18 protein-coding genes are annotated in these 21,955 nt (G+C 66.7%); 17 read left to right on the top strand and 1 reads right to left on the bottom strand.

What is annotated here, in order from left to right; translation table 11 throughout:
• The first annotated feature begins 32 nt into the window (after positions 1-32).
• The 4 genes from B5F40_RS07170 to rsfS are packed head-to-tail and all read left to right on the top strand — an operon-like array spanning position 33 to position 3,042.
• On the top strand, positions 33-1,322 hold the full coding sequence (locus B5F40_RS07170; protein WP_087193659.1) for a glutamate-5-semialdehyde dehydrogenase: 1,290 nt from the start codon (positions 33-35) through the stop codon (positions 1,320-1,322).
• Positions 1,323-1,994 (top strand): nicotinate-nucleotide adenylyltransferase, encoded by a 672-nt coding sequence (gene nadD / locus B5F40_RS07165; protein ID WP_087193658.1) that lies wholly within the window; start codon positions 1,323-1,325, stop codon positions 1,992-1,994.
• Positions 1,991-2,617 carry a bis(5'-nucleosyl)-tetraphosphatase (symmetrical) YqeK gene (gene yqeK, locus B5F40_RS07160; RefSeq protein WP_087193657.1) on the top strand — a complete coding sequence of 209 codons (627 nt, stop codon included), beginning with the start codon at positions 1,991-1,993 and terminating at the stop codon, positions 2,615-2,617. The genes nadD and yqeK overlap by 4 nt, the downstream gene beginning before the upstream one ends.
• On the top strand, positions 2,614-3,042 hold the full coding sequence (rsfS, locus tag B5F40_RS07155) for a ribosome silencing factor (RefSeq protein ID WP_087193656.1): 429 nt from the start codon (positions 2,614-2,616) through the stop codon (positions 3,040-3,042). Before yqeK ends, rsfS begins: the two co-directional genes overlap by 4 nt.
• A gap of 424 nt (positions 3,043-3,466) precedes the next feature.
• On the opposite strand, the gene B5F40_RS07150 is transcribed toward rsfS, so the two are convergent.
• Positions 3,467-4,444 carry a P1 family peptidase gene (locus B5F40_RS07150; RefSeq protein WP_087193655.1) on the bottom strand — a complete coding sequence of 326 codons (978 nt, stop codon included), beginning with the start codon at positions 4,442-4,444 and terminating at the stop codon, positions 3,467-3,469.
• A 297-nt stretch (positions 4,445-4,741) separates the two neighbouring features.
• Here B5F40_RS07150 and B5F40_RS07145 point away from each other — a divergent pair, with 297 nt between their 5' ends.
• The 13 genes from B5F40_RS07145 (at position 4,742) to B5F40_RS07080 (ending at position 21,944) form a co-directional block, all read left to right on the top strand.
• A complete protein-coding gene (locus B5F40_RS07145; protein WP_087193654.1) occupies positions 4,742-7,327 on the top strand; it encodes a BTAD domain-containing putative transcriptional regulator in 2,586 nt (861 codons plus the stop codon).
• Between the two features lie 162 nt (positions 7,328-7,489).
• Positions 7,490-10,312, top strand: coding sequence for a preprotein translocase subunit SecA (gene secA, locus B5F40_RS07140; protein WP_087193653.1), 2,823 nt, complete (start codon positions 7,490-7,492; stop codon positions 10,310-10,312).
• Between the two features lie 4 nt (positions 10,313-10,316).
• Entirely contained in the window at positions 10,317-11,411 is a 1,095-nt protein-coding gene (prfB, locus tag B5F40_RS07135) for a peptide chain release factor 2 (RefSeq protein ID WP_087193652.1), read from the top strand.
• Between the two features lie 290 nt (positions 11,412-11,701).
• Complete coding sequence (locus tag B5F40_RS07130) at positions 11,702-12,532, top strand: transketolase (RefSeq protein ID WP_087193651.1); 831 nt, start codon at positions 11,702-11,704, stop codon at positions 12,530-12,532.
• A gap of 2 nt (positions 12,533-12,534) precedes the next feature.
• On the top strand, positions 12,535-13,500 hold the full coding sequence (locus B5F40_RS07125; RefSeq protein WP_087193650.1) for a transketolase family protein: 966 nt from the start codon (positions 12,535-12,537) through the stop codon (positions 13,498-13,500).
• Positions 13,501-13,555: 55 nt separating this feature from the next.
• Entirely contained in the window at positions 13,556-14,395 is an 840-nt protein-coding gene (gene ftsE, locus B5F40_RS07120) for a cell division ATP-binding protein FtsE (RefSeq protein ID WP_087193649.1), read from the top strand.
• Positions 14,388-15,293, top strand: a complete 906-nt coding sequence (gene ftsX, locus B5F40_RS07115) for a permease-like cell division protein FtsX (RefSeq protein WP_087193648.1) — start codon at positions 14,388-14,390, stop codon at positions 15,291-15,293. The genes ftsE and ftsX overlap by 8 nt, the downstream gene beginning before the upstream one ends.
• 15 nt (positions 15,294-15,308) lie before the next feature.
• Entirely contained in the window at positions 15,309-16,589 is a 1,281-nt protein-coding gene (locus B5F40_RS07110) for a S41 family peptidase (RefSeq protein WP_087193647.1), read from the top strand.
• Positions 16,590-16,592: 3 nt separating this feature from the next.
• On the top strand, positions 16,593-18,809 hold the full coding sequence (locus B5F40_RS07105; RefSeq protein WP_087193646.1) for a ribonuclease R family protein: 2,217 nt from the start codon (positions 16,593-16,595) through the stop codon (positions 18,807-18,809).
• A 120-nt stretch (positions 18,810-18,929) separates the two neighbouring features.
• The gene (locus B5F40_RS07100; RefSeq protein WP_087193645.1) at positions 18,930-19,400 is read left to right on the top strand and encodes a MarR family winged helix-turn-helix transcriptional regulator; all 471 of its coding nucleotides are present in this window, start codon (positions 18,930-18,932) and stop codon (positions 19,398-19,400) included.
• A gap of 217 nt (positions 19,401-19,617) precedes the next feature.
• Positions 19,618-19,839: an acyl carrier protein gene (locus tag B5F40_RS07090; protein WP_087193643.1), complete on the top strand. Its 222-nt coding sequence runs from the start codon at positions 19,618-19,620 to the stop codon at positions 19,837-19,839.
• Positions 19,840-19,953: 114 nt separating this feature from the next.
• On the top strand, positions 19,954-20,928 hold the full coding sequence (locus B5F40_RS07085; RefSeq protein WP_087193642.1) for a DUF561 domain-containing protein: 975 nt from the start codon (positions 19,954-19,956) through the stop codon (positions 20,926-20,928).
• An 11-nt stretch (positions 20,929-20,939) separates the two neighbouring features.
• Positions 20,940-21,944 carry an ACP S-malonyltransferase gene (locus tag B5F40_RS07080; protein WP_087193641.1) on the top strand — a complete coding sequence of 335 codons (1,005 nt, stop codon included), beginning with the start codon at positions 20,940-20,942 and terminating at the stop codon, positions 21,942-21,944.
• Positions 21,945-21,955: the final 11 nt, after the last annotated feature.

The following is a 21,955-nucleotide window of genomic DNA, read 5'->3' as shown; positions in this document are numbered from 1 at the left end:
CGCTCTGCGCGAATGCGAAAGGATGTGGTTGCATGGTCGAAGAGACGGCTTGGGAAGAGGCGCGGCGCGTCGCCGGCGCGGCGCGGCAGGCCAGCGCGGCGCTTGCGCAGAAAAGCGCGGCCGAGCGCGATGCGGCGCTGGCCGCGATGGCGGCGGCGCTGCGCGCGCAGACGGGCGCCATCGTGGAGGCGAACGGGCGCGACATGGAGGCGGCGCGCGCGGCGGGCACGAAGGAGAGCCTGCTCGACCGCCTGATGCTCGACGCGGAGCGCGTGGACGCCATGGCGGCGGCGCTGGAGGACTTGATCGCGCTGCCCGACCCGCTGGGGCGGGTGCAGGAGGAGCGCGTGCTGAAGAGCGGCATCGAGCTTCAGCGCGTGAGCGTGCCGCTCGGCGTGGTGGCCGTGGTGTACGAGGCGCGGCCGAACGTGACCGCGGACGCGGCGGGCATCTGCCTGAAGTCCGGCAACGCGGCCGTGCTGCGCGGCGGCAGCTTGGCGGCGCACTCGAACGCCCTCATCGCAGCCGTGCTGCACGACGCGGCTGTGGCCGCGGGCATGCCGGCGGGCTGCATCGGCGCCATCGAGTCCACCGACCGCGCCGCCACCGACGCGCTCATGCAGCTGCACGGGGTGGTGGACGTGCTGATCCCGCGCGGCGGCGCAGGGCTCATTCGCCACTGCGTGGAGCATTCGAAGGTGCCGGTCATCGAGACGGGCACGGGCAACTGCCATGTGTATGTGCACGAGAGCGCCGACGCGGAGAAGGCGCGCGCCATCGTGCTGAACGCGAAGTGCCGCCGCTACGGCGTGTGCAACGCGGCCGAGACGCTTCTGGTGGATTCGTCGGCCGCCGACGCGCTTCTGCCTCCCATCCTCTCGGCGCTGGCCGAGCGAGGCGTGCTTTTGCATTGCGATGCGCAGGCGGCGGCGCTCGCGCGCGAGGCGGGGCTTGAGGCGGGAGGGCAGTTCGTCGCCGCCGACGAGGATGACTGGGCCACGGAGTATCTGGCTCCCGAGATCGCGGTGAGGTGCGTGGAGGGCGTCGATGCGGCCATCGACCACGTCAACCGCTACGGCACGCATCATTCGGAGGCCATCGTGGCCGAGAACGCGGCGGCGTGCGAGCGCTTCCTCGCGCGCGTGGACGCGGCGGCCGTGTACGCGAACGCCTCGACGGCGTTCACCGACGGCGGGCAGTTCGGGCTGGGCGCCGAGATCGGCATCTCCACCCAGAAGCTGCACGCGCGCGGCCCCTTCGCACTTGACGCGCTCATCTCGTACAAGTACGTTTTGCGCGGAACGGGCCAGGTGAGGGCGTAAGTGGCGGCGATCTGCGAGCGCTTCGACGACCTGGGCGCGGACGGGCGTCCGGCGCGGCTCGGCATCATGGGCGGCACGTTCGACCCCATCCACATCGGTCACCTCGCATGCGCCGAGCAAGCGCGCGAGGCGTTCGAGTTGGCTGCGGTCGTGTTCATCCCGGCGGGCAACCCCGTGTTCAAGAAGGACCGCGCCGTGACGCCGGCGGCCGACCGCCTCGAGATGTGCCGCCTCGCCACGCGCAGCAACCCCGCGTTCGACGTGAGCGCCATCGAGATCGAGCGCGGCGGCGACACCTACACGGTTGACACGCTGCGCCAGCTGCGCGCCCACTACCCCGACAACGTGGAGCTGCGCTTCATCACAGGCGCCGACGCAGTGGCGAGCATCGTGGCCTGGCGCGAGAGCGCGGCCATCGCCGACTTGGCGCGCCTCATCGCGGTCACCCGGCCCGGATACGCGCTCTCGGACGAGCGGCGCGCCCTCATCGAAGGGCGCGGCAACTTCGCCGTCGACTACCTCGAAATCACCTCGCTCGCCGTCTCGTCGAGCGACCTGCGCCGCCGCGTGGCGGCGGGCGCGTCGATCAGGTATTTGACGATGCAGCGCGTCTTCGATTATATTCGGGAGAAGCGCTTGTACCGAGACGACGGGGAAGGAGGGCCTCGATGACGCAGACCGATGCGCTTTCAGAGGAGTTCTTTGCAGCGCGCGAGCGCGACCTGGCCGAAAGGCTCAAGCCGCGGCGCTTCGACCACGTGCTCAGCGTATCGGACACGGCGGCCGCGCTCGCCGAGGCGTACGGCGCCGACGTGCGCAAGGCGCGGCTCGCGGGCCTTCTGCACGATTGGGACAAGGAGCACTCCGACGACGAGATCCGCCAGCGCGCCCGCGACCTGGGCGTGGACGTGGATCCGCTCGTGCTCGAGACGATGCCGCGGCTTTTGCACGGCCCGACGGCCGCCGCGGCGCTCGGACGGGAGTTTCCGTGCATCCCCGCCGACGTGCTGCAGGCGATCGAGCGGCACACCGCGGCGGCGACGGGCATGAGCGATTTGGACATGATCGTCTACGTCGCCGACGCGATCGAGCCCAAGCGCGCGTTCGGCGGGCTGGACGAGCTGCGCTCGGCGGCGGGGAAGGTGCCGCTCGAGGAGCTTTTCCTGATGACGTTCGAGCATATCCTGCTGACGCTCGTGAAGCGTCGAAAGCGCCTTCATCCGGCGACGGTGGAGGTGTGGAACCACTACGTGGCCCGACTGCGCACGGCGGCGGGCGAGAAAGGAGCAGCGTGAGCGAGACGACGATCGAGCCGACTTCGCGAGAGTGCGCCCTCATCGCGGCGCGTGCGGCGGATGGGAAGAAGGCCACCGACATCATGGTGCAGGAGGTGCGCGACCTCATCGGCGTGACGGACTACTTCGTTATCGCCACGGCGGCGAACAGCCGCCAGGTGGAGGCCATCGTGGACGAGATCGAAGAGGCCGAGCGCGAGCAGGCGCGCATGAAGCCGCTCCATCGCGAGGGCACGCAGGACGGCACGTGGTCGCTGCTCGATTACGGCAGCTTCGTCGTGCACGTGTTCCAGCCCGAGACGCGCGAGTACTATCGCCTGGAGGCGCTGTGGAACGACGCGCCGGTGGTGGATCTGGCCGCTGAGGCGGGGCTCGACGAGATCGAGTACTCCGACCGCATCGCGAAGTTGCTCGGTCGCTCCTAGGTGAGGTCCGGGAAGAGGCGGCTTCGGGCGGAGAGGGGGGCGTGTTCGCGTTGGTGCGAGGCCGCTCGTCCCTCGAGGGCTTTGACCGGTCGGTTCCTTGCGAGATCGGGTGCGCGGTGTGCAAAGTTCGCCGGATAGCTACCGCATTCCGCTCATCTGAGGGGGCAGGGGCGGGATTTTCCGTGCGGAAGCGCTCCGTGCTCGAAAATCCCTTGCCGTCGAATTCGGTCCGACGCATCGTGGGTTGCGGGACGTAGCGATCTGGCGATCTTCGCGTTCAACCTCCTTTTTTCCGATGCGGAATCGGCTTTCCGGCGACGAATGCCGTGCTGTGTGCGTCGGAGCGTCGAGAGCCGTGCGGGGCGCCGCCGAGCACGAAGCGTCAGAGCTGGCGGTTTGCGCATGACGCCGATGTCCTGCGACGTTAGGGAAGTGATGCGCGGAGCCCCGGAAGCCCGTAGGCCCCCTCGGACTGCGTCGCAGCTCGCACGAGGGCTTTTTGCATGGCCTCGGTGGCCAGCACGGCGACCGTGTCATAGCCGGTCTCGACCTCGCCTGAGGCAAACGTGAACACCGTGTCGCCGTCCCCCGAGGTGTGCACTGGTTTGATGGCGCGAGCGTAGGCGTCGTGGACGACGGAAGACGCCTTCGTGGCTTGGGCCTTCGTGAGGCGCGCGTTCGTGAGGACGAGGCCGATGGTCGTGTTGGCGCATGGGCCTGCCGTCGGGGCTTGGGGCGCCGACGCAGCTGCGAAAGCGGCAAGCGGGTCCATGACGCGGCCATCTTCGCCGCGACAGCCTGCGATCCAGGCTCCGGTTTCGTCGCGCACATTTCCGAAGGCGTTGAGCGCGACCATCGCAACGCATGCGAGTTTTCCGAAGCGCAGTCCGCACAGTCCGAACCCCGCTTTCATGGCGCGCTCTTTGCCGAGTATCTTGCCTACGCTTGCGCCGCAACCTGCGCCAACGTTGCCTTCAGCGAGCGGGTCGGAGGGGGTGCGCTCGAAGGCTGCGCGGGCGGCTTCGCGTCCCATTGCGGCATCGGGATGCACGTTGTCTCCTACGAGCAGGTCGAAAAGGCAGGCGCCCACAACGATGGGCACGCGAGCGCTTCCAACGGGAAACCCGATGCCTCGCTCGGCGAGCTCGTCCATGACGCCGGTGCTCGCGGCCAGCCCGAAGGCGCTGCCTCCCGAGAGGACGACGGCGTGAACGGCTTCGATCATGTTCTCGGGTTTGAGGAGGTCCGTCTCGCGGGTGGCCGGGCCTCCGCCGCGCACCGCCACTCCGCAGGTTGCGCCTGCGGGTGCCACGGCGACGGTGCATCCCGTGCCGGCACGGAGATCGTGCGCGTGCCCGCAGCGGAAGGCGGGCAGGTCGGCAAGCGTGGCGTGCTGAAGCATAGGGCGTCCTTTCTCGGAGAGGCTTGCGACGCATATTGTACATCGGCCTCTTTCGCGCTGTACGCGCTGGCGGGCGCACGGGCGGAGTCGGGGGGCCGCCGGGCGGGAGGACGCTGCATGGCGGGCGCCTGGGATCGGCTGCGCCTTTCCGGTTGTGCGGAGGGGGCGCTCGTTCGTCCTCCTCGCATCTCGCGGAAGACGAACCGATGTCGGCTTGCAGTGCTGCGAGGGGGGTGATAAAGTGAAACCCCTTTATCGGGTCGTCGTGCTCCTCTCCTCAAGATAGGAGTGGTTTGCATGCCCGATTTTCTCGCTAAGGCCGCATGTCGCGGCCGCCGACCCCAGCATCTTGCCGCGCGTCGGATATTCCCTCGCCCTGATCTTATCGCGAAGCTGCTGCGCGAGCGGCATGTGGCGCGCTTTATCGTGGCCCCCGACGGGTACGGCAAGACGGCGCTCGCGCTTGAGTATGCCGACACCGTGTACCGCTTCGAGCATGTGATCTGGCTCGACGGGAGGAGTCCCTGCTTTTTGCGCGATCTTGACCGCGGCATTGTGGCCGACGCGCTCCTCGAGGCCGACCGCGAGCCGTTCCTCGTCGTGATCGAGGACGTGCCGCCGCTCGATCCCGCGCGGGTGGACGCGCTGTCCTCCGATATGGACCGCATGCTTGATCGCGATTGCGAGGTGCTCGTCACGTGCGCGCCTACGCGCGATGCGTTCGCGAGGCATCGCGACCGCGTGAGGCTTTCCGCCAGCGATTTGCTGCTGAGCGACGCCGAGATCGACGGCCCGCGTACGGTCGCCGAGCGCGCATCGCGTCCCGCGGCGAGCGTCGAGCGCGCCGAGCGGGTCGCGGGGCTTGCCTGGGGTCGTCCCGAAGAGGGAGGGTTTCTCGAAGGGGTGCTGCACGAAGAGCTTCCGAGCGACGTGATGCTGTCGATGCTGTCGATGCTCGTCCTCGAACACGGGGACTTCTCCGATGTGGCGGCATTCGGCCCGTTTGGCGGCGATCAAGCCGAGTTCCTCGCCGAACATTACCCGCATCTGGGCATAGACCTTCGGCGCGAGCGGTTCTCCACCGCAGGTTTCTCTGTTGAGGAGGTGGCCTTCGCGTTCTCCTCGAAGCTCGGCGTGATCGCGTCCCGCTCTTTGTTTGCCGATCGCGATGCGCTCGCGTCACGCGCGTCCGACGCGCTTGCGGCTCGTGGGAGGTTCGAGCGCGCATGCGGCGTGGTGCGCACGCTCGCTTCGCGCGAGGCATGTGCAACGTGGCTCGCCGACCACGGCGGGGAGCTGCTCGACGCATGCTGCCTTGTGGCGGCGTGCGATGCGTACCGGGCGCTCGGCGGGGAGGGCGCCGGGCGCGGCGCTCGGCTCGACGTGGACGAGGCGTGTCGCCGCGCCCTTTTGGGCGACCGTCGCGCCGCATGCTCCTCTGCTCGCCGCGTGGCGGGCGATCCTGCCGCCGATCCGGAAGAACGTGCGGGCGCGGCGCTCGTGCTTGCCGCATGTGCCGACGGGGCGGAGCGCCATCGCGCCCAAGAGCTCGTTGCGGCGCTCGCGCGGATGTCGGAGGAGGTCGGAGGGGAGGGTAGTTCGTGGGAGGCTTCCGTCTCGGTGCGGTCGGCCCTCGACTCTTCGTGCGCAAAGGGGGCCGAGGCGTGGCTTTGCTGGTACGACCGCGGTGCGCGCGGTCCGGCGCTCGCCCAGGCGGCGGCTTGGGTGCTGGACAGCGCTTCTGCGAGGTGCGGCGACGGAACCTCGGCAGAGGCGTCCGCTTCCGGAGCGCCGGGTGCGGGAACCCTCCCTTCCGTCGAACGCGTGGCCTCCATCGTCCGTGCGCGCGTCTCGCGCTCCGAAGGCCCTCTCGGGCTGTTCGACGCTGCGGCGGGTTCATCCTTCGAGCGGGCTTGCGAGCGCGGAGCCCTGGCCCAACCTGCCCTCGATGCGCGCGCCGCGCACGCCGTGCGCTCGGTGGAGATGGAGCTGTACCGCCAACGCACGGTTGTCGAACGGCAAGAGCGCGAGCTCTCGAGGCGGCGACGCTCGTTCGCGACGACGCATCCCGACGCGTTCAGGCGCGATGATCCGGCGGATGCCCATACCGCTTCCGAGCCCCTCCTTACCGTCAACCTGTTCGGCGGCCTCGAGGTGCGCATCGGCGACGACCCCGTCGATGCGCACCTTCTCCGCCGGCAGAAGGTCAAGACCCTGCTTGCACTGCTCGTGCTCAATCGCGGCAAGGAGTTCTCGCGCGACAAGCTCGTGGGGCTGATGTGGCCTGATAGCAATCTCGAGGCCGCGCGCAAAAACCTCTACGGCATCTGGTCGATGCTGCGTCGCGCCCTCACCACGCCCGAAGGAACGTGCCCCTACCTCATCCGCCAGCAAAACGGCCTCAAGCTCGACGCGCGCCTTCTGGCCACCGACGTGACGCAGCTCGAGGAGGTGTGCCGCAGCCTGCTGTTCGAACCTCCGAGCTTCGGGGGTTGGACGCACGTGTGCTTGCAGGTGGACGAGAGGTTCTCGGAGGATCTGCTGCCAAGCGACGACGACAACGAGGCAATTGCGGCGCTGCGGACGGATTACCGCAGCCGTCTCGTCGACGCGCTCGTGAGCGCTTCGACACGCCTTGTCGCCGCTGGTGCGGCTCAAGAGGGGCTTTGGTTCGCCCGTGCCGCGCTTCAGCGGGACCACACGCGAGAGGACGCCTACACCGCGCTCATGGGCGCCCAGATCGCCGCCGGGCAGCGCACGGCGGCGCTTGAGACGTACTTCTCCTGCCGCAGGTTCCTCGCCGACGGGCTGGGGATCGACCCTTCGCTCGAGACCATGCGCCTCTACCATAGCATCATCGAGACGGAGGCCGTGTTCGAATGACGCGCCCTTTGCGTCGGCGCGATCCGAAAGGTGCGCCGACGCCCTTGCGCCCCCTGTGGATTTTCCCCGGACAACGGCGCGTTATGCTAGAGTAGCACATATTGTATTCGACTGTTGATAAGCGCGTATGGGCGCTTTGGCCACGAGAAGGATGGCGCGTACATGGCAGGTTTCCTCTCCAAACTCCTCACGCTCGGCGAGGGCAGGCAGATGAAGGGCTATCAGGCCGTAGTGGACCAGATCAATGGCCTGGAATCCGAAATGCAAGCGAAAAGCGACGAAGAGTTGCGTGCGATCACGGCCATGCTGCGCGGACGGGTCGCGGAGGGCGAGGATCTCAAGGAAGTGCTGCCCGAGGCGTTCGCGGCGGTGCGCGAGGCGTCGGTTCGCACGCTGGGGCTTCGCCACTTCGATGTTCAGCTCATCGGCGGCATGGCTTTGAACGACGGGCAGATCGCCGAGATGAAGACCGGCGAGGGCAAAACGCTTGTGTCCACGCTCGCCGGCTATCTGAACGCGCTTTCGGGCCAGAACGTGCACATCGTCACCGTGAACGACTACCTTGCCCGTCGCGACAGCGAGTGGATGGGGCGCATCTACCGCTTCCTCGGCATGGAGGTGGGCCTCATCCAGAACGGCATGCGCCCCGACAAACGGGTGCCCGCCTACAAGGCTGATGTCACTTACGGCACGAACAGCGAGTTCGGCTTCGACTATCTGCGCGACAACATGGTGACGCGCGCGGAGTCGCGCGTGCAGCGCGGCCATCATTTCGCCATCGTCGACGAGGTGGACTCCATCCTCATCGACGAGGCCCGCACGCCGCTCATCATCTCGGGCGCAGGGACGCAGGCGGCCGATACGTACAACAAGTTCGCGCGCGTCATGGTGGGGCTTCGCGAAGGCGAGGACTTCGACATGGACGAGGCGAAAAAGACCATCAACGCCACTGAGAGCGGTCTTGAGAAGATAGAGGCGATGCTCGGCATCGATGACATCTACGCCGACCCGTCGGGCCAGTTGGCGAATCATTTGCAGCAGGCCTTGAAGGCCCAGTTCCTGTATCATCGCGACGTTGACTACGTGGTGGCGAACGGCGAGGTGAAGATCGTCGACGAGTTCACGGGGCGCATCATGGAGGGCCGACGCTGGTCGGAGGGCCTGCACCAGGCCGTGGAGGCCAAGGAGCGCGTGCTCGTGCGCGAGGAGAACCAAACGCTCGCCACCATCACGCTTCAGAACTACTTCCGCCTGTACGAGAAACTCTCCGGCATGACGGGCACGGCCATGACCGAGGACGCGGAGTTCCGCCAGATCTACAAGCTGCCCGTTGTGGCGGTTCCCCCGAATCGACCGGTGGCGCGCAAGGACGAGAACGACCTCATCTACCGTACGGTGGAGGCGAAGTTCAACGCCGTGGCTGACGACGTTGCCGCCCGCCACGAAGCTGGCCAGCCCTGCCTTATCGGTACGGTGTCCATCGAAAGCTCCGAGAAGCTTTCGCGTTTGCTCGACAAGCGCGGCATCAAGCACGAGACCCTGAACGCCAAGAACCACGAGCGCGAAGCGCACATCATCGCCCAAGCGGGACGCGTGGGCGCTGTGACCATCGCCACGAACATGGCGGGCCGCGGAACCGACATCCTTTTGGGCGGCAACGCCGAGGTGCTAGCCGACGACGCGCTTCGAGCCCAGGGACTCGATCCCGACCGGGATCCGGCCGCTCCTCCCGCTGAAGGCGACGAGGGCGCTGCGCCCGCACCCACCGACGAGCAGCGAGCCGCAGCGCTCGCCGAGGCGAAGCGCGTGTGCGCGGAGGAGCACGACCGCGTCATCAAGGCGGGGGGCCTCGCTGTCATCGGCACCGAGCGGCACGAGAGCCGCCGCATCGACAACCAGCTTCGCGGTCGCGCAGGCCGTCAGGGCGATCCGGGAGTGACGCAGTTCTATCTCTCGCTCGAAGACGATCTCATGCGCCTATTCGGGGGCAACCGCATGGATTCCATCGCCCGCATGATGGAGAAGACCGACATGCCCGAGGACATGCCCATCCAAGCTGGCATGGTGTCGAAGGCCATCGAGGGCGCGCAGCGCCAGGTGGAGAGCATGCACTTCGCCGCCCGTAAGAATGTGCTCGAGTACGACGACGTGATGAACTTGCAGCGTGCGGCCATTTATGCCGAGCGCAACGCCATCTTGGACGGCAAGGACATGGACGAGCGCATCCCCGAGATCGTGCGCGACGCAGTGAGCGGGGTTGTCGAGGAGAACTGCCCGGCGAAAGCTCCGAGCGAAGACTGGGATACGAAAGCCGTCGAGATGTGGGTTTCCTCTATGACGGGGCGCTCCGACTTCTCGGTGGCCGCCGTCGATCACGATGACGATTCGGCGCTTCTGGAGGAGGCCGTCGCCGAGCGCCTCGAGCGCGTATACGCCGAGAAGGCCGAGCAGCTGGGGGAGCGGACGATGCGCATGCTCGAGAGCCAGGTGATGCTGCGCATCATCGACACACGCTGGATGGCGCACCTCCAGGAGATGGACTACTTGAAGGCGGGCATCGGCCTGCGCGCGCTTGGCCAGCGCGACCCTCTCGTCGAGTACAAGAACGAGGCCTACGTCGCCTTCCAGAACCTCACGGCCGGCATGTACGAGGATTATCTGCGCACGCTCTTGCGCCTGCAGGTGGCTGCGAAGCAGGAGCAGCCGGCGCTTGCCGAGGAGAAGAGCCCGCTCGACGGCAAGGTGAGCTACTCTTCGCCCGAGCAGGCGCTCGAGCAAACGGGCGTTGCCGCCGCTCGCCAACGCGCGCAAGCGGCCGGCGCGCGGGCGCAGGGCGTTCCCAGCGCGCCGCCCAAGCCGGCGCCGGCGAAGCCGCAGACCTACGTGAAGGACAAGGACGATCCCTTCGCCAACGTGGGTCGCAACGACCCGTGCCCGTGCGGCAGCGGTCTGAAGTACAAGAAATGCCACGGACGGGATCAGTAAAACGATGGCTGAGAGAACCGAGAGAGATATGGAGGAGGTCGCCGATCGCGTCGAGGCTGCGCGTGGCTACCTTCGCATCGACGACAAGCGCTCCGAGCTTTCGCGGCTCGACGAGGAGAGCGCCAAGCCCGGCTTCTGGGACGATGCGGTGCACGCGCAGAGCGTGTCGAAGCAGGCGAGCGTGCTGCGTGACACCATCGCCGAGTACGACGAGGCGGCTGCCCTGCTCGCCGATGCGCGCGCAGCGCTCGACCTCGCCGTCGAGGACGAGGCCTTTGCCGCCGAAGCGGACGAGGCGCTCGGAAAGCTCGGATCGCTGCTCGACGCGCTCGAGGTGAGCTCGTGGTTCAGCGAGCGTTTCGACGGTGGCGACGCCATCCTCACGGTGAACCCGGGATCCGGCGGGCTCGAGGCGCAAGACTGGACCGACATGCTCTACCGCATGTACACGCGTTACGCCGAGAAGAAGGGCTGGAAGGTCACCGTGCTCGACGTGGTTCCCGGCGAGGGCATAGGCCTCGACAAGGCCACCATCCAGATCGAGGGCCGCAACGCTTTCGGCATGCTGAAGAGCGAAAGCGGGGTGCACCGCCTTGTGCGCATCAGCCCCACCGACGACAAGAAGCGCCGCCACACCACGTTCGCCGGCGTGGAGGTGCTGCCCGTGCTGCCCGACGACATCGAGGTGGACCTCAACCCCGCTGACGTTCGCGTGGACGTCTACCGCTCGAGCGGCCCTGGCGGCCAGTGCGTCAACACCACCGACTCGGCCGTGCGCCTCACGCACATCCCCACGAACATCGTCGTGACGTGCCAGAACGAGAAGTCCCAGCTGCAGAACAAGGAGGCGGCGTTCCGCGTGCTCAAAGCGAAGCTCTACGAACTTGAGGAGCAGAAACGCGCGCAGGAGCTGGCCGAGCTGCGAGGCGAGCGCATGGACTCCACGTTCGGCAGCCAGATTCGCAACTACGTGCTCTACCCCTACCAGATGGTGAAGGACGTGCGCAGCGGCATCGAAACGGGCAACGTCGATGCCGTGCTCGACGGGGATCTGGACGAATTCGTGATAGGCTACCACCGCTGGCGGGTGTCGCAATGACGGACGCTTGCCGCAGCGCGGCCCTCCTTTCGGGTTGGAAGGCCCTCGAGCGCCGTTCGCGTGGCTACTCGGTTCGGGTCTGCGAATCTGATTGCGAGCCGCGTTCGCGCGCAGGCCGCAGAGCTGCGCATCGCGGATGCCTTTCGTCGGCCGCATGCGCTTGTTGACGTTGCGAGCCGATTGGCGGCGCAAGCGGGCGCATCGCATTCGGGCCGGCACATCTGTATAGGAAATCGGACGGCGTTGCTCTACACTGTTCTCGACAACGTGTTTCACGGGAAAGGACCAGCATGACCGAACTTGAACGACGGGCGAGGGATATGCGCGTCGACATCGTGCGCATGATCGCCGAGGCGGGCAGCGGACATCCGGGCGGGTCGTTGTCGTGCGCCGACGTGCTGTGCGCGCTCTACTTCGGCGGCGTGATGGAACACGATCCGGGGAATCCGCGCTGGGAGGGGCGTGACCGTTTCGTCCTCGCGAAAGGCCATGCGGCGCCCGCTCTGTATGCGGCGCTCGCTCATGCGGGCTATTTCCCGCGCGAGGAGCTCATGACGCTGCGCAAGTTGGGGAGCCGCCTGCAGGGCCATCCCGATTCCAACCAACTGCCCGGCGTGGAGGTGTCCACCGGCTCGCTCGGCCAGGGGCTTTCCATTGCTGCGGGGGCTGCGGCGGGGCTTGCGCTCGACGGAGCGCCGCAGACGGTGTTCACGCTCCTCGGCGACGGAGAGTGCCAGGAAGGCCAGGTGTGGGAGGCTGCCATGTTCGCCGCTCACCGGGGCCTTGACAACCTCGTGGCTGTCGTGGACCGCAACCATCTGCAGATCGACGGCGATACGGCCGACGTGTGCGATCCGGGCGATGTGGGCGCGAAGTTCTCCGCGTTCGGATGGGGTGTTCGCGAGGTGGACGGGCACGATATCCCCGCGCTCGTGGACGCGTTGTCCGCTGCGAAGTCCGAGCGTCGCGGCAGGCCGTGCGTCCTTGTTGCGCATACGGTGAAGGGCAAGGGCGTGTCGTTCATGGAGGGGCAGGCCGGCTGGCACGGCAAAGCTCCGAACGCCGAGCAGTTGGAGGTTGCGCTCGCCGATCTGGGCGCTGCCGGGAAGAGGGGTGAGTAGCTGTGGTTCAGTTGGCGAACGAAACCGAGCGATCCGTCAAGCGTGCCACTCGCGCCGCCTTCGGCGCGACGCTCGCGGAGCTGGCGGCCGATGGGCTGCCTGTCGTGGCCGTCGACGCCGATCTCTCCGGCTCCACCACCACGAAAAAGCTTGCCGATGCGGGCTATCCCGAGCGCTTGTTCAACTGCGGCATTGCCGAGCAGAACATGGTGGATGTTGCGGCTGGCCTGGCCATCACGGGGCATGTCGCCTTCACTGGCTCGTTCGCCGTGTTCGGCACGGGGCGCGCTTACGACCAGATCCGCAATACGGTGTGCTACAGCAACCTTGACGTGAAGATAGCCCCCACGCATGCCGGCATCTCGGTGGGCCCCGATGGCGGCAGCCACCAGATGCTCGAGGACGTCTCGCTCATGCGGGGGCTGCCGAACATGCGCGTGCTCGTGCCGGCCGACTACGCCGCAGCCAGAGCCGCTATCCGCCTGGCCGCCGAAACGCCGGGGCCGGTGTATGTGCGCATGGGTCGCGCGGGCGTTCCGGCCGTTTACGCCGAAGGCGTGAGGCTTTCGCTTGGGAGCGCCTACGTGTTGCGCGAGGGGGTCGATGTCACCATCGTTGCCTGCGGCGTGGAGGTTGAGCAGGCGCTCAAGGCCGCAGAGGCGCTTGTCGCCGAGGGTGTGGACGTCGAGGTGATCGACGCGTTCTCCGTGAAGCCCCTCGACGAGGAGACGATCCTGGCGTCCGCGCGCAAGACCGGGCGCGTCGTCGTGGCGGAAGAGCACAGCGTGCACGGCGGTCTCGGATCGGCCGTTGCCGAGGTCCTTGCGCGCAGGCTGCCGACGCCCGTCGAGTTCGTGGGCATGCGCGACGTTTTCGGCAAATCCGGCGAGTTCGAGGAGCTGCTCGACTTCTTCGGCCTGGGGTCGAAGGCGCTTGTCGAAGCTGTGAAGAGGGTTATGGCCCGTTAGCGCTTCTGCTAGAATCGACGCGTCTCAGTACATCACTATTCGAACGGAGCATTCTGTGACGAACGACATCAGCCAAGGGGCCTCTGCGCGTCCTTCGCGAGGCGGTGCCCATGCGGCTCCCCCGCGTCAGACGGCATCGCAGCTGTCCGCCTCGCTGCCAGTCGTGGAGGTCGACGACATTCCCCAGCAGACGGGCACGCCTGTCATCACGTTTGACCATGTGACGAAAGTCTATCCCGCGCAGCCCAACAAACCGGCGCTCAACGACATCTCGCTGCAGATTTTCGCAGGCGAGTTCATCTTCCTTGTGGGCCACTCCGGATCCGGAAAGTCCACGTTCATCCGCATGCTCATCCGCGAGGTGAAGCCGACGGAAGGGCACATTTATGTGGCCGACGAGGATCTGACGAGCATGCGCAATTGGCGCGTGCCTTACCTGCGTCGCAACATCGGGTGCGTGTTTCAGGACTTCAAGCTCCTGCCGAACAAGACCGTGTTCGAGAACGTGGCGTTCGCGCTCGAAGTCATCGGCAAGAGCCGACATGTCATCAAGACGCAGGTGCCCGAGGTGCTGCGGTTGGTGGGCCTGCAGGACAAGCTGAACAAGCGCCCCGACCAGCTCTCCGGCGGCGAGCAGCAGCGCGTGTCCATCGCGCGCGCCATCGTGAACCGTCCGCCCTTGCTCGTGTGCGACGAGCCCACCGGCAACCTCGACCCGCAGACGTCGCGGGGAATCATGGATTTGCTCGAGCGCATCAACCGCACGGGCACCACGGTGCTCGTGGCTACGCACGACCGTGAGATGGTGGACAACATGCGTCGTCGCGTCATCGCGCTCGACCGCGGGCATTTGACCCGCGACCAGGACCGGGGGGTGTACGGTTTCGATGTCTAGTTTCGCTTATTTCATACGCGAGTCGCTCAAGGGCTTCACGCGCAATCTCTCGACGGCGCTCGGCTCCATCGTCACTATTTTCCTGTCCTTGCTCATCATCGGCATCTTTCTCGTAGGCGGCTTCGTCGTGGAGAAGGTGGTGTCGTCGGTGGAGGACGAGGTGTCCATCACGGCCTATGTGGCCGACGACGCATCCGAGGCGGACATCCAGAAGGTCGAGGACGACATCAAGGGCTTCGAGGGCGTGGCCTCCGTCGGCTTCACGACGAAGGACCAGGCGCTCGAGAACTTCCGCTCGTCGACGACTTCGGACATCATTGACACACTCGACGGCGTGAATCCGCTGCCGGCATCTATCGATGTGGAACTGTCGGATCCGCAGCTTGTCGAGCAGGTGGCAAATGAGATCCGCGGCAACGCCACGTACCAGAAGATCTACGGGTACGATACGGTGGACGAGTCGCTCGTGTACGGCCAGCAGACGGTCGACCGCCTGTTCGCGCTTACGAGCTCCGTGCGCTACGTTGGCATCGCGCTTGTGGCCCTGCTCGTGTTCGTGGCCATGGTGTTCATCAACAACACCATCCGCCTGGCCATCTTGGCGCGCCGCAAGGAGATCGCCATCATGCGTCTCGTGGGCGCGTCGAACGGCTTCATCCGCGGGCCTTTCCTCATGGAAGGCGCTTTGCATGCCATCATCGGCTCCCTTCTGGCAGTGGGGGTGATCGAGCTTCTGCATCGTTTTGCGTTGCCGAAGGCCCAGGATGCCCTCATGTTCCTGCCGCTCGATCTGAGCATGATGGCGTTTTTGTTCGTTTACGCGGTGCTGATTGCGGCGGGCCTGGTCATCGGCTTGCTCGGATCTGCGCTGGCCATGCGTCGCTACTTGAAGGTGTAGGCGTTCGCCTCGTTTATGGCCAAGCGCAACGACACGTCTAAACTTGCGGCGTCCGAACGCAGGACGCGCTCGCGCAACGTCCGACTGGCGAAGGCGTTCACCGTCGTGATAGCGGTGAGCGCCGCTTTCGCAGCGGGTTTTTTCGTGCGAGGCGAGTCGTCTGTGCTCGAATCGCTCGGCTTCGAGTCGCTCGTGGTCGATGCCGAGCGCAACCCGGGCTCCACTACTTCGGGCGACACTTACGATTCGCTCGGGGCACGCGTCGAGGAAGTGGAAGGTATCATCGAGCAGGACAGCCTCGATTCCTACGACCTGTCAATGGCCACGACGAACATGCTGGACGCGTTGGCCGACACCACGGAGGATCCGTATCTGCGGTACTACGATGCGGCTCGCTATGCGGCGCTCGTGCAGAATAGCTCTGGTGGCTATGCTGGCGTGGGGGTGCTGTTCTCGGAGTACAACGGGCGCGCCTATGCGGTGGACGTGTTCGAGGGGTCGGCTGCGCAAGCGGCTGGGGTGCTGGAGGGCGATTTCGTGGTGGCCATCGACGGGGATCGTGATCATGATTGGACCACCACCGAGGTGGCTGCGGCTCTTCGGCGTGACGAGGGGGAGAGCGTGGTCATCACGTGGCGGCGCGCTGCGTCGCTCGACGACGAGGGCGGCGAGGAATACACCACGACGCTTCCCATCTCGAATGCGACGGTGAAGAACGTGGAGCATGCGCTCGAGGGGTCAGTGGGCTACATCAAGCTCAAACAGATCACGCAGAATGCCGACGACCTCGTGAAAGAGGCGGTGTCAGATCTCGAGGCGCAAGGAGCCACGTCGTTCGTGCTCGACATCCGCGACAATCCCGGCGGCTATCTCACGCAGGCCGTTGATGTGGCCAGCTTGTTCGTGAAGAGCGGCACCGTGGTGAAGATCGAGACGCGCGAGATGGACGAGTCGACGAAGGTGGCCACCGGTGCCCTTGCGACCGACAAGCCCCTTGTCGTGCTCGTGAACGGCAACACGGCGGCCTCGGCCGAGGTGCTCGCCGCGGCGCTCAAGGACAACCAGCGCGCCACGCTCGTGGGCGAGACGACCTTGGGGAAGGGGTCGGTGCAGGTGACGCGTGACTTGAGCTTCGGCGGGGCGTTGCGCTACACGGCCGCTTACTACAAAAGCCCGCTCGGCCACGACATAGACGGCGTGGGTGTCACGCCCGATGTCGCGGTGGGCTTGTCGGACGGCGAGGACAACCAGAAAGCGCTTGCGATCGAGACGGCCCAGTCGCTTGTGAAGGAGTAGGCCATGGGACGGGCGCGGTCCCATACGCGGCGTCGTCCCCGGGCGAATCCGCGCGGCGTGCTCTCTGTGCGTGCGGGTGGTTTCGGCTTCGTGCAGACGGCCGAGGGCGTGTTCTTCATTCCCGCATCCAAGATGTCAGGAGCGTTCGACGGCGATCTTGTGGAGCTGGTGCCGCTGCCTGCGCAAGGCTCTCGCGCCGGCCGTGCGCGTGGCCGTGACGGATCTGTCGGAGGGCGCGACGGCGTAGGGGGGAGCCCTGCAGCGCGCGTTCTGCGCGTCCTCGAGCGTGCGCACGACACGCTTGTGGGGCGCTACGAGGTGGCGGATCCGTTCGGGGTGGTCGTACCCGAAGATCCGCGCATCCCCTACGACGTGTTCACCATGCGTGCCGACAACCCCGACATCGAGGACGGGTCGCTTGTGCGCGTGCGCATCGCGACGTTCCCGTCGCGCAACGTTGCGGCCACGGGCGTCGTGGAGGAAGTGCTCGGTCGCGCCGATGGGGCGCATGCCGCCGTCGATGCGGTCGTCGCGCGCCACAAGCTGGAGACGGCGTTCTCCGAAGGCGCGCTTGACGAGGCGCGCTCGGCCTCGCTCGACGAGGACGGCGCCTTGGCCGATGGGTACCGCGACCTGAGGGAGCGCTTCACATTCACCGTCGATCCTGATGACGCGCGTGATTTCGACGACGCGGTCTCGTTGGACGCCGTCGCTTTGGAAGGCGGCGAGGCGTCCGGCGTTTTCGCTGTCGGCTCGGATCCGGAAAAGGCGAGCGTCCTTTCCGATGCGTCGCGGCGGCCAACGCGCGGGGGAGAGGCGCCTTTCGGCGTGCGGTTCGTGGAGGGGCGCTCGCCCGCGTCGGCTCGCTGGCGGCTCGGAGTGCACATCGCCGACGTGTCTCATTACGTGGCATGGGGATCCTCTCTCGACCTCGATGCGCGTCGCCGTGCGACGAGCGTGTATTTGGTGGATCGCGTGATACCGATGCTTCCCGAGGAGCTTTCGGGCGATCTGTGCTCGCTTCGACCCGGCATGACGCGTCGTGCGATGACGGTCGATCTCTACCTGGACGAAGCGGCGCGGCTCGTGGGCTACGAATTGTATCCATCGCTCATTCGCTCCGACGTGCGGCTCACCTATGATGAAGTCGGAAGGGCGCTGGTGGGCGCCGACCCCGTCGAGGCGTTTCGCGCTGCGCGGCTGCGCGGCGTGGGATGCACCGGGCGCGCTGGTCTCGAAGAGGGTCTTGCCTGGCGGCTGCGGGAGCTCTCGCGCATTGCGAAAGCGCGGCAGGCGACGCGCGAGCGGGCGGGCGGACTCGACTTCGACACGGTCGAGGCGCGGGTGCGCCTCGACGCCGAAGGACGACCCGAAGGGGTCGATCTGCGTTGCAAGACCGATGCGACTGCGCTCGTCGAAGAGGCGATGATCCTCGCGAACGAGACGGTGGCGGCGCACCTGCGCGACGCGGGGTTTCCCGGATTGTACCGTGTCCACGAACGTCCTGCGTCCGACGGACTTGCGGCGCTCGCGGAGGCGCTCGAAGAGTTCCCTTGGTTTTCGGACGTCGACGCGCGTTCGTTCGCGGCGGGGGAGGCGCATGCGCTGCAGAGGGCGCTCGCCGCGAGCGCGGGGCGGCCCGAGGGGGAGCTCGTGTCGTCTTTGCTGCTGCGCTCGATGAAGCGTGCCGTGTATCGGCCGGAGTGCGAGCCCCACTACGGCCTCGCCAGCGACGCTTACGCCCATTTCACATCTCCCATCAGGCGCTATCCCGACCTTGTGGTGCATCGTATGTTGAAGGCGCTCCTCGGTGGACGGCCCGAGCACTTCGACCAAGAGGCCGCGGCGCTGCCGTGGATCGCCGAGCATTCCTCCGAGATGGAGCGCGTGGCCGAACGGGCCGCGCGCGAGTCCCAGGAGCTCAAGCTCGTCGAGTATCTCGAGGGTTTCGTGGGTCAGGCGTTCTCCGCGGTCGTTTCCGGCGTGGCTCCCGGCGGATTTTACGTGCGTCTCGACAATACGGCGGAAGGGTTCGTGCCGTTGCGGGTGCTCGGAGACGAGTACTTCGAGCTCGATGCCGTGCAGCATCGGCTGACAGGCCAGGACAGCGGAACGTCGTACAGGCTCGGGCAGCGCCTTGCCGTCGTGCTGACGAACGCCGACGCGCGCTCGTGCCGCCTTGATTTCAGGCTTGCGTCGCCGAGATGGGAGGCTTGTTGAGCGAAGGACCGTCCATTCGGGGCGAGGGCTGACGAAGGGGGCCGGATCGGATCGGGAAAATACTTTGATAATCAAACTTTTTGCGCTATGATGCGCCCAGGGAACGGAAGGGAGCGCAGAATGGACGGTCCGGCCATAGGAGCCGATGCGTCGCAAAGACGCCGGGAGGAGCTTGACGGGCTCTTGTCCGGCACGTTCAACTCCATTCTGCGTATCGAGGAGCGTTCGCTCGACAACCGGCTCACGCACGGGCTCACCATCACCGAGGTGCACACCATCGTGGCCATGGGGCTTCACGAACGCAGTCCCATGAACGTGGTGGCAGCACGCCTTGGAGTGACGCTGGCCACGCTCACGACCGCGGTGGCGAAGCTGGTGCGCAAAGGCTTCGTCGAACGTTCCCGTTCCGAAGACGACCGACGCGTCGTGCTCGTGTCGCTGACGAAGAAGGGCCGACAAGTGCTGCGTGCGCACAATTTGTTTCACCATCAGATGATTGACGAGGCGCTAGCGGATCTCAGCGAAGAGGAGGAACGCGTGCTGGCTGAGGCGCTTGCCAAAGTGAAGGCGTTTTTCGACGAGCGCGCATGAAGATCGCGGATTCGAAGGTGCGTTTGCGTCTTGGCGATCTTCGGTGGGTGGGAGGGCGCGACCGTCGTTGGCGCTGCGCGGCTTCGCAGGCCTTTTCGCGCGCAGATATCGTGGAGGGGCGCGCGGGTGCCTTGCAAGGGGACGGGCCTCCCCATATCATTATCCCTACGGAAATACTTTGATTATCAAACTATTTTGATTCGGGAAAGGAACGGCCATGGCCACTATCGACACCGTCAAAGAAGTCCTCGTGGAGAACCTCGACCTCGATGCCGACAGCATCACCGAGGACGCCACGCTCGACTCTCTCGGCATCGACTCCCTCGACATGGTGGAGCTGATCTGCGACCTCGAGGAGAAATGCGAGGTGGAGTTCGGCGAGCCCGAGGGCATCGAGACGATCGGCCAGCTGGTCGCGCACATCGACTCGCTGAAATAACAGGTGAAGACGGGCCCCGTACGGGGCCCTCGCTCTGGCGGGCTGCGCGACGCGCGGCCCGCGCTGCAAGGTTCGTCTTGGGGTTCGGGCGCGGTTTGAGGAAGAGGGCAGGGCATGAAGACGCGGATAACGGAGCTTCTGGGCATCGAGGTGCCCGTCGTGCAGGGTGCGATGGCGCGCATCGCGGATGCGAGCCTGGCCGGTGCGGTGAGCGAGGCCGGCGGCCTCGGTGTCATCGCGTGCGGCGGTGCGCCGCTTTCCTGGGTGGAGGAGCAGGTGCGCATCGCGCGCTCGATGACCGACAAGCCCATAGGCGCGAACGTCATGCTCATGGATCCGAACGCCGCCGAGCTGGCGAAGCTTTTGGCCGATCTGCGCGTGGACGTCGTCACCACCGGCGCCGGCAGTCCGGCGAACTACATGCAGATGTGGAAGGACGCGGGCATCAAGGTGGTGCCCGTGGTGGCTTCGAGCGCACTCGCGGCCCGTATGGAGCGCCTCGGCGCGGATGCCGTGGTGGCCGAGGGAACGGAAGCCGGCGGGCATATCGGCGAGTTGACCACGATGGCGCTCGTCCCGGCCGTGTGCGACGCCGTGTCCATCCCCGTTATCGCCGCCGGCGGCATCGCCGATGGGCGCGGCGTGGCAGCGGCCTTTGCGCTGGGCGCCGAAGGCGTGCAGGTGGGAACCCGCTTCCTCACGGTGGACGAGTGCACCATCGCCGACGCGTACAAGGAGCGCGTGCTGGCTGCCAAGGACGCCGACACCATTGTCACGGGCCGCGGCAGCGGGCATCCCGTGCGCTGCCTCAAGAACAAGTTCGCCCGCACGGTGCGCAAGCTCGAAGACGACCTCGCACAAAACGGCGACGAGCTTGAGGCCATGTACGTGGGGTCTTTGCGCCGCGCGGTCGAGGGCGATGTGGACAACGGCACGATGATGGCCGGCCAGTCGGCGGCGCTCGTGCGCGAGCGCGCGACGGCCGCCGAGGCGATCGCCGGAATGATGGCCGAAGCGGAAGCGCTCGGCGCGCTCGATCTGGCGGCGACGGCCTCAGCGAACGCGCGGCGCGAGCGCGCGGGACGATAGGGGGAGGGCGCATGAGCGGCTCCATCCCCGCGATCGCAGCGGGCTCCCCTGTCTTTCTGTGCTCCGGTCAGGGTTCGCAGAAGCCCGGCATGGGCGCCGACCTCGTGGACGTGCCCGAGGTGGCCGAGGTGTTCGCCTGTGCGTCCGACGTGCTGGGATTCGACATGGTCGACCTCGTGCTGCGCGCCGAGCCCGAGGTGCTCGATGACACGCGCAACGCCCAGCCCGCGATCTGCGTTCTGTCGGTGGCCGTCGCCCGCGCGCTCGAGGCGCGTGGCGTGGAGCCGGCGGCTGTGCTCGGGTTCTCGCTGGGACAAGTGAGCGCGCTCGCGGTGTCGGGCATGCTCTCCGACGAGGCGACGTTCGCCTTCGTGAAGGAGCGCTCGCGGCTCATGGCCGAAGCGGCCGCGGAGCACCCCGGTGCGATGAGCGCGCTTCTGAAGGCTGGCGAAGAGGACGTGGCAGCGCTTTGCGATGAATGCGCGCAGGGCGAGGTGCTTGTGCCCGCGAATTACAACTGCCCGGGGCAGATCGTCGTATCGGGCGCGCCCGCAGCCGTCGAACGTGCCGAAGCGGCATGGGCCTCGGATGGGAAGCGCTTCTCGCGCTTGGCCACGTCGGGGGCCTTCCACAGCCCGCTCATGTCGACGGCGGCCGAGGGCATGGCGGCGTATCTGGCAGACGTCGAGTTCGCAGAGCCGCGCATCCCGCTCGTCTGCAACGTGACCGCCGAGCCGCTTTCCGCCGTCGAGGCGCGCGAGAGCCTCGTACGCCACCTGACGAGCCCCGTGCGCTTCCAGCAGAGCGTCGAGGCGCTCGTTGCCGCTGGTGCCGACACGTTCATTGAGACGGGGTTCGGCGGCGTGCTCGCGAACCTTGTGAAGCGTATCGACAAGTCGGTTGCGCGCAGCTGCGTGCAGGATCGCGCGAGCCTCGAGGCGTGCGTCGCGGCGCATGGCGGGGCCGAGACCGTCGCGGCTGCCGTTTCCGCACCCGACTCCTCCGATTCCGAATAGGAGCCTCCTGC

This window comes from Gordonibacter sp. An230 (assembly GCF_002159915.1).
In the GTDB taxonomy this organism is placed as follows: domain Bacteria; phylum Actinomycetota; class Coriobacteriia; order Coriobacteriales; family Eggerthellaceae; genus Rubneribacter.
This window is presented reverse-complemented; position numbering and strand designations above follow the sequence as displayed.